The following is a 16,126-nucleotide window of genomic DNA, read 5'->3' as shown; positions in this document are numbered from 1 at the left end:
GTGCCGTCGTACACGCTGGACGGTGTCCCGCTGGATCACCCCGCGGGCTGCTGGAAGCTCAAGCGAGGCACCCAGCGCAGGCCTCTGCCGGGGGCCCGCGCGGTCCGCGTCTCGGTCACCGGACGCGCCGGCGAACTGCCGATCGTCGGCCTCGATCACGAGGCCACGTCGTTCTCGCTGACGTTCGCTGTGACCGGGGCAACCCCGTCTGGGGCAGACGGCGGGTACGCGCAGATGGAAACCAACCTGGAGGCCCTGACCGCGCTACTCGGCGTCCGGAACCGGCTCATGAGCTTGCGCTACGAGGCGGGCCCGATCGCCCGAATCGCGGACGTGACGATCACAGCCGCGTCCGAGCCGGAGATCTGGGTCGGCGCGGCCCGCGCGCGGCTGACGGTCGTCGTCGAGGTTCCTGGTGTGTATTGGCGAGACGAGACGCTCTCCACCTGGTCAGGGTCGGCCAACACTGTCGACCAGGTGGTGACGACGCTCGCCGGGAGCACCGCGCCCATCACCGATGCGCTGATCCGCGTCACCGGGCCGGCCACCAACCCGACCATCAGGGACGTAGCCAGCGGCGGCACCGTCGCGCTGACGACGTTCGGCGCGAATACGATCTCGGCCGGGCAGTGGCTCGTCGTCGACGCACAGGCGATGCGGGCCGCGCTCGTCACCACGGACACGTGGGAGCTCACCGGGGGCACGGACAGGACAGGCGTGATGGTCGTGTCCGGGCCGGGGTCGGCGAACCGCTGGCTCCACCTCACGCCGGCGATGGCGGTCGGCGACCCGTTCTCCCGCGCGGTGGTCGTCTCGTGCACAGCGACGAGCACCACCTCGGCGTCGCGGCTCGAAATCCGGGCCCGCCGCTCCTACCTGTGATCCTGAGGAGGGGCGATGGACTTGCGTCTCGTGGTCTTCGCCCCTAACGGAGCCCGTCTCGGTCAGCTCTCCCACCCGCTCTACATCCAGGCGGCGTTCCCGCTCAACGACCTCCCCACCTTGAAGTTCGCCTACAGCAGGCATGCGCCCGGCGCCGAGCTGATCGCCTCGCCGTGCGAGATCGGGTTGCAGTGGTCGGCGGACGGCACCACGTGGACGGAGTACCCCGAGGCACGATTCCTTCTGCTGCGGCGCGAAGGCGACCAGCTCGACCAGTCGGCCACGTGGGAGTACACCTGCCCGAGCTACCTGTGGACGCTGCAGAAAGCGGTCACCTACGCCGCGTCGGGCGTGGAGCCGATCAACGGCAACCGCGTGTTCTCGTTCACGGCCACAGCGGGGTTGATCCTCCACACGCTAATGACCGAGGCGCAGAGCCGCGGCGCACTTTCCAGCTTGGGCTGGAATTTCAACGCGTCGCAGGACTCGTCAGCGGCGGCGTGGGGGGCCGTCATAGGGATGGGCATCCCGCTCGGCACGGACCTGTTGTCGGTGCTGATGCGCCTCGTCGACTACGGGCTGATCGACTTCCGGATGACAGGCCCGCGTCAGCTCAGCGCGTACGTGCAGGGCACGACCCTGGCGCGGGATCTGACCATCGGACCCTCCCCGGTCGCGTTGCGGGCCGGCCGCGATGTGACGGCCGCTCCGGACCTGGCCACGCTGGAGGACATGGCGTCGGCCGCGTACGTCGTGGGCGACAACAACATCCGACAGGAGGTCATCCAAGGCGGTGTCCCCATGCCGTGGGGCCGGTGGGAGGCCGGTGTGCGCGAGGTCGGTATCACCTCGACGGCCAGCGCCAACACCATCGGCACAGCGGTGGTGTTGCGCGGCTCGCAGGAGAGCGTGCAACGCACCCGCGAGATCAACATGAGCGTGGCCACGCATCTCCCCTTGCGCGACTACCAGCCGGGAGACCTGATCGTCGCGCCTGGAGACGGCGGACAGCCGGCGCGGATGCGAGTCAGGCAGATCACGCTGACGCGGTCGGCGCAGGGCGCCGTCGCGGGGAACCTGATCCTGGCTGACCGGCGTGACGAGTACCAAGTGCGGGTGGCGCGGCAGATCGCCGCGTTGTCCGCGCGCCCGTAACGACATCGAGGAGGACCTCGTGCAGGTCATCGTGCCCGGCGACCCGCAGCGGTTCGCGCTCCGGCTGGTGGCGTACGAGCCGGGCGGCGACCGTCTCGGCACGCTGCCCCACCCTCTCGACGTCGAGGTCGGCATGCCGCTCAACGACGTGCCATCGCTGCGGTTCAACTACCCGGCCGATGGTGTCGGGGCGGAGTGGCTGGCGCAGCCGGTCGAGGTCGCGCTCGAGTACGCCGTTGACGGCGGGGCATGGGTGGAGCCGGACGGGGCCCGGTTCCTGCGGATCAAGCGCGACGGGGACTCGACCGACCAGACCCGGACGAGCACGTACGAGTGTCCGGCCTGGTCGTGGCAGCTCCGCAAGCTGGTCATGTATCCGGGCGGGGTCATGTCGGAGGGGAAGCGCGTGTTCTCGGCAGTCACGCCGGGCGCGCTGCTGCGCACGCTCGTGCAGGAGGGTAAGGCCCGCGGCGCGCTGTCGCCGGCGCTGCCTCGGCGCGGCCTGGAAATCGACTTCGACACCACGAGCGACAGCGCTGGCCAGTTGTGGGACGGCGACAAGCTACTCACGCTGGAGGTGGAGCCCGGCGTCGATCTGCTCACCTTGTTGATCAACCTTGCCGAGCAAGGCGTGCTCGACTGGACGATGAGCGGCCGCACGCTGCGCGTCTTCCGTGAGGGCACCGTCCTGGGCCGCCAGAACGCGAGCGGGGGCAGCCCGGTCGAGCTCCGGTTCGGCCGCGACATCGATGAGGCGCCCGACAGCGCGACCCTGGAGGACTTCGCGACGGCGATCCTCGTCAGGGGAGAGAAGGGCCTGGCCGTCGAGGTCAACAACCCCAGCGCAGTCGCTCCGTGGGGCCGGTGGGAGACCAGCCAGTCGCAGGGCGGCGTCAGCGACACCGGAACCGCGCAGCTGCTCGGCCAGAACGCGCTGGAGCGGGCGAGCCGTGAGCGTGCGCAGCTTACGCGAGGTCTCCGGTTCGAGGCCGCGCGGTTCCTTCCGTTCGCGCACTACCGGCCGGGCGACTTCATCGCGGCGCCGGGCGAGGGCGGCCAGATGCAGGCCCTGCGCGTCCGTCAGATCACGCTCTCAGTCGACAAGGACGGGCGGGTAGGCGGCAACATCGTCTTGAACGACCGCTTTCTGGAGCGTGAGCTGAGGCTCGCCAGGCAGGCGGCCGGGATCCTCGCAGGCGGCGTCGGCTCGGGCGGTACGGGCGGGACGCCCGCGCCGGAGCCGGGCGGCCGCGAGCCGGCCGCGCCTCAGGGTTTGGTGGTCAACGGCGACGCGTACATCGACGACCAGGGGTACCCGCAGGGGCAGATCACCGCGACCTGGTCGCCGGTCGTCACCGACGTCAACGGTGTCGCGGTCGACGTCTCCAGCTACGAGCTGTACGCGCGGGAGAACCGGCCGGGCGACTACTGGCGGCAGATCGCCGTGGTCGACGGCGCAGACACCACGGCGACGTACTCGCCGCTGCGGGTCGGCATCGAGTACGCGTTCAAGGTGCGGGCGGTCACCTCATGAGGGGTCCGTTCTCTGACCAGGCGATTCTGGTTATCCCGGACGACACGACGCCTCCCTCGGTGCCGTCGACGCCTTCGGTGACGACCCGCCTCGGCATGATCCACGTCGGATGGGACGGACTGTCGGCTGACGGCACCGCCATGCCCTCGGACCTGGACCACGTCCGAGTGTGGCTGGCCGACCCCGACCAGCCGGGCAGCGAGTCCATGGTCGACGCGATGAGCGTCGCCGAGACGGTGGTCATCGGTGGTCAGTCGTACGGCGAGAATCGAGAGATCTGGCTGACTGCGCTTGACCGGTCGGGCAACGAGTCTGGCCAGTCTGGGCGCGTCACGGTGGCCACTCAGCCGCTCGTCAACACCGACCTTATCGGGAAGGTCATCAGCGGGGCGAACATCGTCAGCGGCACCGTAAACGCCGCCGACGCTGTGATCGCCAACACGGTCACGGGCAGCCTCATCCAAGCCAACGCGATCAACGCCGGTCATCTGCAAGCGAACGCGGTGACGACCGACAAGCTCGCGGCCGGCTCCATCACAGCGGGCAAGCTGGCAGCGACCCTGACACTGTCCACCCGGATCGTCGCTGGCAGCACGGCCGGGGCCCGGGTCCAGTTGGACAGTACAGGGCTGAAGGCATTCAACTCGGCCTCTCAGCAGACCATGCAGATTAGTTCATCCGGCGACGTGTCGCTTGTTGGGGCGCTATCCACTGCCTTCAGCGGAACCCGCATCGTGATCGACTCAACTCCGGGGCTGAGCCAAACGATCCGCTTCTATCCCGAGACGGGAAACAACTTCGCCGAGATTTCCTCCACGGGAACCTACTCGGGCGACCCGACAGGGACGATCCGGCTCATGTCCGGGACTTGGACCACACGGGACAACGTTTGGCAGGGCAACGGCTTTATCGCCGGCGCCGCGGTGGATCTCTGGACCGTGGACCATGTGTCTGGACTAACGGGCGGTTTTGTCCGTCTGTTCACGGACAGCGCCCAGATAGGCAACTCCCTCGCGTCGGCGGAGATGAATGGCTCCGGCGGCACTCTGCATGGCGAGTGGCGTTACAACGGATCTCAGCTGAAGACGTTCATCATCCCGCATCCTATGGACCGTGATCGCTGGCTGATCCATGCGACCACGGAGAGCCCGCACAACGGCGTCGAGTACTGGGGCAGCGTCACTCTCGACGAGGACGGCAACGCCGATGTTGAACTGCCCAGCTACTTCGAGACGCTTACGCACGTCGAGGGATGCACAGTTCTCGTCACCCCGGTCGGGACGACGGCCTCCGCTTGCTCAGCTACCAAGCCGCAGGGTGGCAGGTTCACCGTGCACGGCGAGCCGGAGCAGGAAGTGGGGTGGCTGGTTAAGGCGATCCGTAAGGACGTGCCGCCCGTCCTGGTCGAGCCCCGACGCGACGAGGTGGCAGTACGAGGCACAGGCCCGTACCGCTACTACACGACCAAGGAGTAACTGGTGGCGAAAGGCGCGTTCTCCGAACAGGTGATCATCCTCATCCCGGATGACACCACTCCGCCGCCGGCGCCGTCCGCCCCGACTGTGACCACGCGGCTCGGCATGATCCATGTGACGTGGGACGGGCTCGGCAGCCTCGGCGAGTCGATGCCGTCCGACCTCGACCGCGTCCAGGTATGGATGGCCGACCCGCTGGTCGGAGGGAGCGCCCGGGTTGTCGACTCGATGCGAGTTATGGAGACGATCGTCGTCGGCGGCCAGCCGTACGGCGCGGCCCGCGAGTTCTGGCTGACCGCCGTGGACCGCTCGGGCAATGAGTCCTTAGAGTCGGGGCACGTCACCGTGGCGACGCAGCCGCTGGTGGATACGGACGTGATCGGCAAGGTTCTCGACGGCGCCAACATCAAGACCGGGACGGTGAACGCCGCCGACGCGGTGATCGCCAACACGATTACTGGCAGCCTTGTCCAAGCCAGCGCGATCGACACGGGGCACCTTCGAGCGAACGCAGTGACCACGCCGATCCTGGCGGCCGGCTCGGTTACTGCGGGCAAGCTGGAGTCGGTCTTGACGCTGTCCACGCGCGTAGTCGCAGGGAACCCATCCGCTGGCAGGGTGGAGCTCAACGCCACGGGAATCCGGGGGTTCAACAGTTCCGGCTCCGAGACGGTGAGCCTCGCTAACAACGGGTCGTTCGCGCTGCGCAGCGCATCGTCCGGCGCCCGCATCCAGCTCGACGGAACCGGCTTCAGGGCGTACAACTCGGGCGGCGTCGAGACGGTCAGTCTGGCGAGCACCGGGTCATTCGCTCTCAAGTCGAGCTCCTCGGGCGCGCGCATCGAGATGGACAACACGGGCTTCCGGGCCTACGACAGCTCGGGCGCGCAAACCGTCTCCATCGGCTCGAACGGGACCGCCAGCATCACTGGGACGCTCATCAGCGGAAAGGCGGGCGAGGCCCGCGTCCAAATCCAACGGATTTTCGGCGGAACGTACTCGCCGATCGAGTTCATCAACCCCAGCAACGCCATCGTCGGCCAGATATGGGCCTACAGCGGCGGGTCAGGCCCAGCGTTGCAGGCCTCCAACTTCGACGGCGTCGTGCTCACCCTTTATCGCGGCGGTAGCGAGTTCCGGAACGACTTCGGCCCGTTGGACCTGGTCGGTTCGCCGGTGAGGATCAATGGTGGCGTCAAATCCTTCATCATCCCGCACCCTGACGACCCAGACCGGTGGCTGATCCACGCCTGCACCGAATCGCCGCACAACGGCGTCGAGTACTGGGGCACAGCCCAACTCGACGAACGTGGTGAGGCCCACGTTGAGCTGCCGGCCTACTTCGAGGGGCTGACGGAGGTCGAAGAGCGCGCCGTTTTCATCACAGCGATGGGTACGGGCCGCTCTTCCGCCTCAGCGACGTATCCGCTCGACGGCCAGTTCAGCATCTACGGCGTGCCGGGCGAGCGTGTGGCTTGGCAGGTCAAGGCGGTTCGCAGCGATGTGCCGCCCGTCAAGGTAGAGCCGCGCCGCGACGAGGTGAACGTCGCCGGTTTCGGCCCGTACCGCTACTACACGATCAAGGAGTCTCATGGATAACCCTCAGTCCTTCGCTGTCCCGCTGGAGCCGTACGCCCTGGTAGTGGCTGCTCAGCGCAACGAAGCGCTGGATCAGGCCGCGCAGTGGCAGGCCGTGGCTGTGCAGCGAACCGCCGAGCGGGACGAACTCCGCGCCGAGCTGGAGCGGCTCCGCGCCGAGACGAACGCTCAGGCGCCTCACGCCTGACCATTGCCGCAAGCCCAGGGATTGGAGATCACCATGGAGCTGTTCACCCCACCGGACACCGACATGTCCCTGCCGATTGGCGACGACCCGAACGGCGGCGCGGGGCCGGACCTGGAGAAGGTGGACCAGGCGGCCAAGCTGTTCTACCAGTACGGCCACGCCAGCCGCCGCTCCATCTACTCCGGCGGCCAGAGCCTGGTCCGGTCTGACCGCGCGTGGTTCGTGTGCGTCCGTGACGCTCCGGCCGACCAGCCTGTGCGGTGGCTGCTGTACGCGATCGCGGAGCGGGCGTTCGGCGTCGCCTCGTACCAGACGGCGCCGGTCTCGGCCGTGGAATTCGCTCAGGGCCTGGCCACGCAGGGCCGCACTGTCGTGGTCCGCCGATACGACAACTACGACATCGCCTACAGCCTGGACGGAGAGTCGATCCCGCTGTGACCAGTGAGGAGGTGCCCAACCTGGCACTCGCCTTGGAAACGTTGCGGCGCCTCGTCGAGGTCGGGTTCGAGAAGACCAACGGCTCCACGGCGCTCATCCTGCAGCGTCTCGACCAGGTGGACGACCGGCATGCCGAGCTGGCCCAGCGCGTCGAGCAGGACCGGGCTACCGCTGAGATCCGGTACGCGGCGTTGGAGGCCCGCCTCGATGCGGTCGAGCGGGAGTCGGTGACGCGCACGCAGCTGACGGAGCGAACCCGGCAAATCATCGGCGTCGTGACGGCGCTGGTTGCGGTGGCCGGCGCGGTGATCGCGCTGATCCAGCTGACGCGGGGCTGACCCGTTGACCGTGTTCCCCGCCGAGGACGGCGTGCTTGTCGTGCCCGCCGTCCTGCCCTTCCGCCTGACCGAGGCGGACCTGAAACTCACCGTGGCCGACTGGCTGGCCCTCAACAGCAAGGAGGAGATCGTGCCCCCGATCGAGGATGACGCGCCGCGGCCGCCGGCGCCGTGGATGGATGCGGACGTGACCGAGTTCGACCCGGATCAGTCGTGGCTGCCGCAGGAGCCGGGGTCGGTCGTCGAGGACCTGGAGGAGGTGGAGGGTGGCGAAGTCGCCTGAGGATCGCCTGCTCGACGTGATGCGAGCCCAGCTCGGGTACACCGAGTCGCCGAACGGCTGGTCGGTGTTCGGGCAGTGGTGGGCGAAGCGGCACGGCAAGCCGGAGGAGTGGGCCCGCGAGCCGTGGTGCGACATGTTCGTGTCGTGGGCCGCGAACAAGGCGGGCCTGCTCGCCGTGGTGGGCGACTCGGCGTGGACGCCGGGGCACGCGCAGTGGTTCAAGGACCGCGGCCAGTGGGGGCAGACCCCGCGCAAGGGCGCCGTGGTCTTCTTCGACTGGGCCGGCTCTAAGAACATCCCCGCGATCGACCACGTTGGCGTCGTCGAGTCCGTCCGTAAGGACGGCACGGTGGTGACGATCGAGGGCAACACGTCCAACCGCGTCATGCGGCGTGAGCGGTCGATGTCGGTCATTGCCGGGTTCGGCTACCCCCTCTACGGAGGCAAGAGCACCACGCCCGCCGCGGCGGCGGATAGGACGGAGGAGATCGTGAAGACGCTTCCGCTGTTGAAGCGCGGCAGTAAAGGCTACGACGTCAAGACCGTGTTCTACCTGCTGCACGCCCGCGGCTACGGCCTCAACGACAGCATCGACGACACGGTGTTCGGCGGGCCTCTGGAGGAGGCGCTGAGGGCGTTCCAGAAGGCGGCCGGGCTGAAGGTGGACGGCCAGTGCGGCCCGAAGACGTGGCCGAAGCTGCTGCGTATGGACTGACCGCCCTGCCTCGCCCTGCTCCGAGACCAGTCTCGGTTGAGTGCTGCAGACTGGTCAGGATATTGACGGGCGCCTAGATGTTGATTGCGTCGCTCGGGCCCGGATCTGGGCCGATGCGGACTCCACAAAAGCGAGGAGCGCAGCTTGCGAACGCTCCGCTTGCTCCTCTCGCGCGGCGTCATCCTGGGCGCGGTGGATGGCAGTAGTGACATCTAGTGCTTCCGACGCTAGCCGACCTAGCTCCGCGTCCGGATTGAGCAGCCGCAGCCTAAACAGCGCGGCCTTGGCATTCGCACGCTCGTTGAGCGCCTCATCCCGGGCGTTGATGTACGCGGACCCGCCAGGGTCCTCCCGCTTGCGATACCAGCGGGCACTCTGGCTTGCTCGGTACGAGGTGATGGCACCGGCGTATGCACTGTAGGCAGCGAGTTGTTCTTGCCAGAGCCGCTCCTCCCGGGCTTCTAATCGCGCCTGCTTTGCTGCACGCGCTTGAAAGACATAGGTAGCTGCGGCGCCCAGCAGTGTGCCGGCGATGGCGATGAGGCTCGTGATCGCACTCTGCATCCCGTCAGTTGAGCACGCTCTGATTGCTCCTGGGAGGGGGCTTCTATGTAGCTGCTCACGTCGACCGTTCGGTCTTAGCTGTCTGAGTACCACCCGAGGCTGAGCTCAGAAGTCTGGCCGTACGGCGGTGCTGGGCGAAACGAACTAACCCTGAGTGGCCCGCCCATCCGGGCGGCGCTTTTCGCATGTCCCATTCTCTCTGGAGGAATCATGCACGCTGAGCCCGTGACCTACGGCACGCCGATCGAGCGGAAGGTGACCGCCGCGACGGCCGGCTCGTACCTCGGCCTGGTGGCGCTCCTGGCCGTCCTGCAGACCGTCAGCGCCGACCTCGACCTGATCGCGTTTCTGCCTGACTGGCTGGAGACGCTCGCGGTCCCGCTTCTGCCCGGCCTGATCACGTGGGTGTCCGGCTACAGGGCCAAGCACACCGCGCGGCCGGACCTGCCGCTTGAGCAGCGGTAGCCATCCCGATCCGCTGTCGGACAACCCTTCGATCTGCCTGGAGCGTTAATGACGATCACGATCACCGGCGACGACATCACTGTGAACTGCTGCGGTTGCACCGCTAATCCTCCCGCGGCCGCCCCGACTGTGTTGCGGGCTGAGGACGTGTACGGACTGTCGTGCGCGACTCTCCTGCCGGAGCACGTCAACGGCGCTGCACCGCTGGGGCGGCAGATGGTGTGTGCGAAAGCCGTCCTGCCGGCGGGTAAGGCGATCACTCACCTGGGCGTGCTGCTTTCAAGCGCAGCGGAGGGTACCCGGTCGGGTGAGGCGCGGCTGGCGGTCTACAGCGAGGCAGGCGGTCTCGTCGCGGCGACGGCCAACGACCCCGAGCTGTTCATGACGTCCGGATGGTCTTACTCCCCGCTCGACGCCCCGGTGTCGGCTGAGGCGGAAGACCGGATGATCTGGCTGACCGCTCTCGTGCCCCAGTACAGCGGCAAGCAGCCCGGCTTCATCATGCTGGAGAACCCTATCTATTCGGAGCCGGACATCTACAACCCGAACGGCCGCCGGACGTTCACCCACCCCGGCCTGACCCAGCTGCCCACCGACATCGGAGGCGACTACCCGAACCTGACCGTGCTGGTTCCGATCGTGGGTGTCGACCTGACCGAGAACAGCAGCATTTGATCGTCTTACGCTCGAAGAGCATGGAACCATGCCGCTCGCGATGCGGACCTCCACGCCCGATCGTGCATGTTGGCACGAAGGGGATATCTGATGATATAACGGACCTAATTCTACATAACCCTAGAATTTTTGTGGCATGTGGAGCATCATGGCACAGCGCTGCGTGCGACTAAAAACCCCAAAAGGGGCATTCTGGCAGAATACCCCCCTTCTGGCGGCGGGCGCGTAGTCGGTTGTGTACTGTGCGTTCAACCGCAAGGTAAAGCGAGGCGGCTAAATCTGTCACTTGTACGAGCCTGCGGGGTAGCAAAAGGGTGGAGGGACCCACCGCCGGAATCCGGTCGGGCTAGGACCGGGGCGAGAGTCCCTCCTGGTTAGGCGGCGGCCCTGGCGTCGAGCTGGTGGTAACCGGCTCGATCCGGGGCCGTCACTTCCATCTGTCGAACAGGTCCAAGAAGAACCTGCCGACCGAGGCGGCAGCGCCCGTGATAGACGCCCACCTCGTCACCTTGTCGCCCGGGTCTACGGGCTTGCGGTCGCACTGGCACATATGGCACTCCATGTTCCATGCCCCTATGGGGGCTCTCAGACCAGCCGGTCGACTGGCCTAGGCCGGGTCGGCGGCCGTGCACAAGCTCCGACCTCGCGTGGAACAGAGAGCTGACCTCAACGACAATTAGCACCACTCCGGCGGCCCACCCAAAGGCTCGCCCAAACAGTGATCATCCCCGTCGCGATCGTTGTCCAGTACGCAGCAAAACATACCGCCATCGGAGAAAGTCTGTGGCCCCGGGATTGCCGAAGCGGACCAAGTTTCCGCTACAGGGCCAAGCATGAAGATGCTGACATGCCGTACCAAGGTTGCTATATTCCGGCATTTAACAAGAAGCCCCCGCTCGCCTCTTCGGAGGCGGGCGGGGGCTTTTCGCGTTTCTCCTGACCGGGTTCGGCGGCACTCCTAGGAGCTGTGATCGGTGGGTGTCACGCTACGCGCCAGCGCGGGGAAGGTCCCACGTGGGCCCGTCGGGGCTGCCCAGCCAAACGCGCTGCTCGTTCTGCGTAGCGGTGAGGCCGAACGCGGACAGGTTCAGCTTGCCAGCGTCCATCCACGTGGTGAGGGCTCGCTCGACCGCGTCCCACAGGCGGTTTGGGCCGGACTGGTGGACCGTCCACCCTCCCGCGTCCGCGGGCTCGACATCAGCATGCGAGCCCGATTCCACGTCGTGCAGTGCCAGGGTGTTCTCGATCCATGCGTGCTGCGCCTGGGGCGCAGCGAGCTGGGCCACGAATTGGCCCGTCTGGTCGGTCAGCAGCGCCGGGTCCATGGTGGTGTGGCTGACGTCTCCGACGCCGAGCTTCATCGTGCCCATGGGCGGGGCGGCGTGCGGCCGGGCGGGCTGGAAATACACGATGTCCGGGAAGGTGCCGCTCGCGGTGCCGTCGTCCGCGACCTCCAGGTGCGCCAGGGCGCCGGCACCGAGCCACCCCAGCATGGGCGCGGTGATCGTCCCGCCCGGACGGACCTGCCGCAACCACACCGGCGGGATCGTCCGCACCGCGCACGTGGCGATGAGCCGGTCGTACGGGGCGTTTTCGTTGAAGCCTCGCAGGCCATCGCCGACCAGCAGGGTCGGTGCGTACCCGGCCGCCACGATCGCGGCTTCCGCCCTGCGGGCGACCTCCGGGTCATACTCGATCGAGGTGACGGCCTCCGCGCCGATCGTATGACACAGCAGCGCCGTCGAGTAGCCGGTGCCTGTGCCGATCTCCAGCACCTTGTCGCCGGCGCTGATCCCGGCCGTGTGCAGCATGCTCACGACGAGGCTCGGCAGCGTGGACGATGACGTCGCCCATGCATAGGCGATCGGCTCGGTGGCGTCCTCGGCCATGACGCCGGCGACCTGCGTGACGAGGCTGCGGTCGCTGTAGACGAGGGCCAGCCAGTCCTCGCTGCTCATCTGCGACCGGTGCATGGGCACCCACTCGGCGGTGTCGTCGCGGAACACGTGGTCGCCGACGAACACCTCGCGCGGCACCGACTCCAGCGCGGCACGCCAGCGTGGAGAGCCGATCTGGCCGGCGAGCTCGTGCCGCAACTGGGCGGCTAGGTCGTTCATGCAATCATCCTTCCAAGTTGAGCAGGGCGTCGGCGATGGCTGCCGCTATCGAGTCCCTGTCGGGCAGCCAGGCCCATTGCCCGCCGGGGTTGCATTCCAAGAACACCCACGAGCGGTCGGCTCCGGAGCCGACCAGCCCGAAGTCGAAGGCGCCGAAGGTGAGGTCGAACCAATCCATGTAGAGCCGTATCGCGGCTCGGATCGGGGCAGGCACGTCGATCGGGGTGTGGACGAGGCGATCCGAGTCGGTGCGGCGCCAGTCGAGTGTGCCGTCCTGGTGGGTGATCTCGCTGGCGAACACGCGATTGCCTATCACCGTGACGCGGGCGTCGCCCGTCTTGGGCACCTCGGCCTGGAACATGTGGGCGGTGACGCTGACCGACTCGTCAACGTCGGCCGGATCTACACGCTGCGTCCAGATGGCCGCCACCTCGCCGCCCGGCGCCTCGGGCACTCCGCGGAACGACTTGTAGACGATGGGGCCGTGCTCGGCGGCGAACTCGCGGACGGCGTCGACGTCGTTGGTGATGAGGGTGGCCGGCACGGCGAAGCCCGCCTCGGCGGCCACCTGGAGCTGCGCTGGTTTCATTTCGGCCCGTGCCTCGGCGGCCGGGTGGTTGACGTATCGGCACCCCTGTAGGGCGGCGAGCATGCCGTCGAGCCCGTGCCGGGCCTCGGCGCGCGCAAACTCCCGCGCCTGCGGGGGCAGCTCGTGGAAGCGCCACGGCGACGGCCGGCGGTAGTAGAGCGCCTGCACGTCCTCCAGCGCTACATCCCGAGACGGGGTCCGCATCAGCCCGGACCATCCAACCTGATCGGCCCCGATCTGAGCGTTGAACGTCAAATCGGGGCCGATGTCAGCCGGATCCACCCGGGCCACCCGGGCGCCGCGCTGCACGAGCGCGGCGATGACGGGGTTGGCGGTGACATCGTCCATGCACGTGATCACCATGACGGTGCCCGGAGAGGATCGCATGGTTACTTCTGGTCGGTGTTCGAGTCGTCCGCGCTCGGGGACGCGTTCCCCGAGCCGTCATGCGGCCTCGACGTGGTGACGGTCTGGTACGTCGCCGCGGTGATCGGGACGGGCCTGCCGTCCCCGTCGCGGTAGATGGCGAGCTGGGTGTCCTCATCGAGGACGGTGGACGCCCATGGCAGGGGCACCGCTTCCATGTGCGGCGTCATGCGGCTCATGCCCCAGGGGCGTGTCGCGGTGATGGTCATCAGACCTCCTTGGTAGGGGCGCGGCGGCGGACACGATTGGGTGCGGGCCACCGCCGCGCCTGCGTGGGGTTGACCCGGCCCACCGCCTGCAGCCTTTCGCGAAGCGGCGGGCCGGGAGCCTTATTGGCCGGCCCTAGATCGGTGGTAGAGGCGGCCGTTGTTGATGAGGGCTGTTTGCCATGCCAGGGCCGAGGCGAGCGCGATAGCGTCGACCTGCGCCACACTCTGCTGAGCGCCAGCGGTCATCAGCTCGAAGGTCAGCGGGATGCGTAGCCTGGCCGTCCAGCTCTGCGCGCCGCTCGAATCGTTCGGCGCGTCGATGTCCCAACCCGGGTAGGTGTTGCGCAGCACGGACAGCTGCCGACCCCGAAGGTCCTGTACAAGCGCTGCCTGTGCCATGGCCTCACGAACGCGATAGCCGGTGATTCCCGCAGGCTGGTTGTCCGTGTTCAGATTCACGTATCTATGACAGCCGTGTGTGGTACGACTTCGGGAGAGGACGCTAGAGGCGAACCCCGATGTCCTCCCGTGTCCGCCCTCGGAGGTGCACGCGATGACTAAGGCTCCGGCCTGGGCCAGTCGGCTACGCGCCGAGAGGACACGACGAGGCTGGTCTCAGCGGGACCTCGCGGTGCGTCTATCTGCCGTAGCTGACAGATCGATGCCTGAACCGGAGAGCATGATCCGCCGAATCCGGGACCATGAGTCGGGCCGGCACCGGCCTGACGACGAGTACGCAGAGCTGTACTGCCGCCTCTACGGCCTGAGCGAGCACGCTCTCTTCAACCATACGGACGCTGAGACCGACCTCGGAGACGAGATCGACGCGATGGAGCTCGCCCGCCGGGCGGCGGCCAGCGATGTCGGCAGAGAGACGCTGGAGCGTCTTGAGGTCGCCGTGGATGACCTGGCATCCGCCTACCAACGGACTCCGCCGACGCAGCTCCTTGGGCGGGTGCGGCGGCACCTGGAGTACGTCGGGCGCCTCCTCGACGGCAAGAAAACCATCGCCGAGCATCGCCGCCTGCTCGTGGCCGGCGGATGGCTGTCGCTGCTCGGCGCGACGTGTCACATCGACCTGAAGCAGTACCCGGCAGCCGCCGCACGACTGCGGACCGCGGCCCAGTTGGCGCACCATGCGGAGCACCCGGAGATCAGGGCGTGGTGCCTGGAAACCGAGGCGTGGCAGGCCCTCACCGATGGTGAATATCACCACGCCTTGGTGCTGTCTCAGGCAGCGCAGGATGTCGCCCCACGTTCCAGTTCGGCCTTCATCCAGTCGACCGGGCAGGAAGGGAGGGCGTGGGCTCGTATGGGGCGGGGCATCGAAACTCGAGCGGCGCTGACCCGGATTCATCAGTTGGTCTCTCCCATGCCGATGCCGGATCAGCCGGAACACCATTACCGGTACGACCCGACCAAGAGCGAGGCGTACACCGTGACAACGCTCTCATGGTTGGGCGACCCTGCAGCGGTCGGCTATGCGCGGCAGGTCCTGGAGCGCCTGGAGTCCGCGGATGACGGCGGCCCGCGCCCGCGCAGGGCGGCCGCCGCGCGGTTAGATCTGTCCTTGGCTCTGCTGTCCACGGACGAGCCGGGGGAAGCTGGGCATGTGGCTCTCCAGGCGATCACGAGCGGCGTGCTGGTGCCCTCGAACTATTGGCGGGCGAAAGAGATCATCGCGGGTGTCGAGCAGCGAGGCCTCGCGGTGGCTGAGGAGCTACGGGAGGCGTACCGGGAGCTGTACGGCCCGTCGGGTCAGCAGCGGCCGCAGCTCGGCGCTTAGGTGTTACCGCGGCTATCGCCGCTTTCCGGTGTCGCCGACCCTGTCCGCATTATGGCCTGAAGTCCGCTATGTGTAGTTTCTTGTGGTATGTCGGTATGGCTCGGCCCCAACAGCATCCTGGTAGAGGTCATCCAGTTGGACACCCGCGCTCTCATGAAGGTGACGCAACGGGTCCACGGCCGCCGTTACCTTATCGGCTACTGCGCCACCATCGGGGAGCTCACCCGTCACGTTGATCTTGCGGAATTGGTCGAGGTCATAGCGTTCCCTGGATAGCCGCAATACCTGAGCCCGCAGGACAACGTAAAAGGTTCCGGCGCGACAATGCGATCTTGAGTTCTGCAGGTCGGGGTGCTCGGTAAGGAACTCTAGGTCAACCCCTCTGGCTCCTGCTCCTGCGCCGTCTCGGCTTCCGCGTCACCGCCGGGCGCGGCCAGGCGCAGGGTTGCCCACCCGTCCGCGCCCGCCTCAATCTGCCAGTTCGGCGGCCACAACCGCTGCGCGCTCATGGAGGGTGCCACCCGCACGTGGGCCAGCTGCGCCCGTTCCAGCCCCGTCGCCTTGTCGAACGATGCGTGCCTAGTGAAGGTCGCTTCGAGGAATACGGCGTGGCCTGTGAAGGTCGCACCATGGAACTCAGCGCTGCCGGTGAAGGTCGTCCGGTCGAACCAGGCGCGGCCGGTGAAGGT

General features: G+C 67.4%; 19 protein-coding genes. 13 read left to right on the top strand and 6 right to left on the bottom strand.

Annotation, left to right across the window (positions count from 1 at the left end; genetic code table 11):
• Genes BLR04_RS31125 through BLR04_RS31080 form a run of 10 tightly spaced genes read left to right on the top strand, consistent with a single transcriptional unit; the run spans position 1 to position 8,606 of the window.
• Entirely contained in the window at positions 1–882 is an 882-nt protein-coding gene (locus BLR04_RS31125) for a hypothetical protein (RefSeq protein WP_245740743.1), read from the top strand.
• Positions 883–897: 15 nt separating this feature from the next.
• Positions 898–2,037: a hypothetical protein gene (locus tag BLR04_RS31120; protein ID WP_090772010.1), complete on the top strand. Its 1,140-nt coding sequence runs from the start codon at positions 898–900 to the stop codon at positions 2,035–2,037.
• A 19-nt stretch (positions 2,038–2,056) separates the two neighbouring features.
• Positions 2,057–3,571, top strand: a complete 1,515-nt coding sequence (locus BLR04_RS31115) for a fibronectin type III domain-containing protein (RefSeq protein WP_090772009.1) — start codon at positions 2,057–2,059, stop codon at positions 3,569–3,571.
• Positions 3,568–5,046, top strand: a complete 1,479-nt coding sequence (locus BLR04_RS31110; protein ID WP_090772007.1) for a phage tail protein — start codon at positions 3,568–3,570, stop codon at positions 5,044–5,046. Before BLR04_RS31115 ends, BLR04_RS31110 begins: the two co-directional genes overlap by 4 nt.
• A gap of 3 nt (positions 5,047–5,049) precedes the next feature.
• Positions 5,050–6,645: a phage tail protein gene (locus tag BLR04_RS31105; RefSeq protein WP_090772005.1), complete on the top strand. Its 1,596-nt coding sequence runs from the start codon at positions 5,050–5,052 to the stop codon at positions 6,643–6,645.
• Positions 6,638–6,832 (top strand): hypothetical protein, encoded by a 195-nt coding sequence (locus tag BLR04_RS31100; RefSeq protein ID WP_090772001.1) that lies wholly within the window; start codon positions 6,638–6,640, stop codon positions 6,830–6,832. Before BLR04_RS31105 ends, BLR04_RS31100 begins: the two co-directional genes overlap by 8 nt.
• A 33-nt stretch (positions 6,833–6,865) precedes the next feature.
• Entirely contained in the window at positions 6,866–7,270 is a 405-nt protein-coding gene (locus BLR04_RS31095) for a hypothetical protein (protein ID WP_090771999.1), read from the top strand.
• On the top strand, positions 7,267–7,608 hold the full coding sequence (locus BLR04_RS31090) for a hypothetical protein (protein ID WP_090771997.1): 342 nt from the start codon (positions 7,267–7,269) through the stop codon (positions 7,606–7,608). The genes BLR04_RS31095 and BLR04_RS31090 overlap by 4 nt, the downstream gene beginning before the upstream one ends.
• A gap of 4 nt (positions 7,609–7,612) precedes the next feature.
• Entirely contained in the window at positions 7,613–7,891 is a 279-nt protein-coding gene (locus BLR04_RS31085) for a hypothetical protein (RefSeq protein ID WP_090771995.1), read from the top strand.
• A complete protein-coding gene (locus BLR04_RS31080; RefSeq protein WP_090771993.1) occupies positions 7,875–8,606 on the top strand; it encodes a CHAP domain-containing protein in 732 nt (243 codons plus the stop codon). The genes BLR04_RS31085 and BLR04_RS31080 overlap by 17 nt, the downstream gene beginning before the upstream one ends.
• A 54-nt stretch (positions 8,607–8,660) precedes the next feature.
• Here BLR04_RS31080 and BLR04_RS40020 read toward each other — a convergent pair whose 3' ends face one another.
• Positions 8,661–9,170, bottom strand: a complete 510-nt coding sequence (locus tag BLR04_RS40020) for a hypothetical protein (protein WP_143022280.1) — start codon at positions 9,168–9,170, stop codon at positions 8,661–8,663.
• Between the two features lie 210 nt (positions 9,171–9,380).
• On the opposite strand from BLR04_RS40020, the gene BLR04_RS31075 reads away from it, so the two are divergent.
• Together BLR04_RS31075 and BLR04_RS31070 are read left to right on the top strand one after the other, a co-directional pair.
• On the top strand, positions 9,381–9,635 hold the full coding sequence (locus BLR04_RS31075; RefSeq protein ID WP_090771991.1) for a hypothetical protein: 255 nt from the start codon (positions 9,381–9,383) through the stop codon (positions 9,633–9,635).
• Positions 9,636–9,683: 48 nt separating this feature from the next.
• On the top strand, positions 9,684–10,310 hold the full coding sequence (locus BLR04_RS31070; RefSeq protein WP_143022279.1) for a hypothetical protein: 627 nt from the start codon (positions 9,684–9,686) through the stop codon (positions 10,308–10,310).
• Between the two features lie 986 nt (positions 10,311–11,296).
• On the opposite strand, the gene tgmC is transcribed toward BLR04_RS31070, so the two are convergent.
• The 4 genes from tgmC to BLR04_RS31050 all read right to left on the bottom strand — a co-directional run bounded on the left by tgmC (position 11,297) and on the right by BLR04_RS31050 (position 14,110).
• A complete protein-coding gene (gene tgmC, locus BLR04_RS31065) occupies positions 11,297–12,427 on the bottom strand; it encodes an ATP-grasp peptide maturase system methyltransferase (RefSeq protein ID WP_090771987.1) in 1,131 nt (376 codons plus the stop codon).
• Between the two features lie 4 nt (positions 12,428–12,431).
• Positions 12,432–13,403 (bottom strand): ATP-grasp ribosomal peptide maturase, encoded by a 972-nt coding sequence (gene tgmB / locus BLR04_RS31060; RefSeq protein ID WP_090771986.1) that lies wholly within the window; start codon positions 13,401–13,403, stop codon positions 12,432–12,434.
• 2 nt (positions 13,404–13,405) lie between these two features.
• Positions 13,406–13,651 (bottom strand): putative ATP-grasp-modified RiPP, encoded by a 246-nt coding sequence (gene tgmA, locus BLR04_RS31055; RefSeq protein ID WP_090771985.1) that lies wholly within the window; start codon positions 13,649–13,651, stop codon positions 13,406–13,408.
• A gap of 120 nt (positions 13,652–13,771) precedes the next feature.
• Positions 13,772–14,110 (bottom strand): hypothetical protein, encoded by a 339-nt coding sequence (locus BLR04_RS31050; protein WP_143022278.1) that lies wholly within the window; start codon positions 14,108–14,110, stop codon positions 13,772–13,774.
• Positions 14,111–14,312: 202 nt separating this feature from the next.
• Here BLR04_RS31050 and BLR04_RS31045 point away from each other — a divergent pair, with 202 nt between their 5' ends.
• Positions 14,313–15,437 carry an NsdA family TPR-like regulatory protein gene (locus tag BLR04_RS31045; RefSeq protein ID WP_143022277.1) on the top strand — a complete coding sequence of 375 codons (1,125 nt, stop codon included), beginning with the start codon at positions 14,313–14,315 and terminating at the stop codon, positions 15,435–15,437.
• 368 nt (positions 15,438–15,805) lie between these two features.
• Here BLR04_RS31045 and BLR04_RS31035 read toward each other — a convergent pair.
• On the bottom strand, positions 15,806–16,126 hold a 321-nt coding region (locus tag BLR04_RS31035), incomplete at its 5' end, for a pentapeptide repeat-containing protein (protein WP_176903371.1).

This window comes from Nonomuraea maritima (assembly GCF_900100395.1).
Lineage (GTDB): Bacteria > Actinomycetota > Actinomycetes > Streptosporangiales > Streptosporangiaceae > Nonomuraea > Nonomuraea maritima.
Note: the sequence above shows the minus strand (reverse complement) of the source record. Positions and strands in the feature narration are given on the sequence as shown.

Coding starts and splice junctions, on each gene's coding strand:
- BLR04_RS40020 (WP_143022280.1), bottom strand. CDS start 9,170: ATGCAGAGTGCGATCACGAGCCTCATCGCCATCGCCGGCACACTGCTG.
- BLR04_RS31110 (WP_090772007.1), top strand. CDS start 3,568: ATGAGGGGTCCGTTCTCTGACCAGGCGATTCTGGTTATCCCGGACGAC.
- BLR04_RS31100 (WP_090772001.1), top strand. CDS start 6,638: ATGGATAACCCTCAGTCCTTCGCTGTCCCGCTGGAGCCGTACGCCCTG.
- tgmB (WP_090771986.1), bottom strand. CDS start 13,403: ATGCGATCCTCTCCGGGCACCGTCATGGTGATCACGTGCATGGACGAT.
- BLR04_RS31120 (WP_090772010.1), top strand. CDS start 898: ATGGACTTGCGTCTCGTGGTCTTCGCCCCTAACGGAGCCCGTCTCGGT.
- BLR04_RS31075 (WP_090771991.1), top strand. CDS start 9,381: ATGCACGCTGAGCCCGTGACCTACGGCACGCCGATCGAGCGGAAGGTG.
- BLR04_RS31070 (WP_143022279.1), top strand. CDS start 9,684: ATGACGATCACGATCACCGGCGACGACATCACTGTGAACTGCTGCGGT.
- BLR04_RS31045 (WP_143022277.1), top strand. CDS start 14,313: ATGCCTGAACCGGAGAGCATGATCCGCCGAATCCGGGACCATGAGTCG.
- tgmA (WP_090771985.1), bottom strand. CDS start 13,651: ATGACCATCACCGCGACACGCCCCTGGGGCATGAGCCGCATGACGCCG.
- BLR04_RS31095 (WP_090771999.1), top strand. CDS start 6,866: ATGGAGCTGTTCACCCCACCGGACACCGACATGTCCCTGCCGATTGGC.
- tgmC (WP_090771987.1), bottom strand. CDS start 12,427: ATGAACGACCTAGCCGCCCAGTTGCGGCACGAGCTCGCCGGCCAGATC.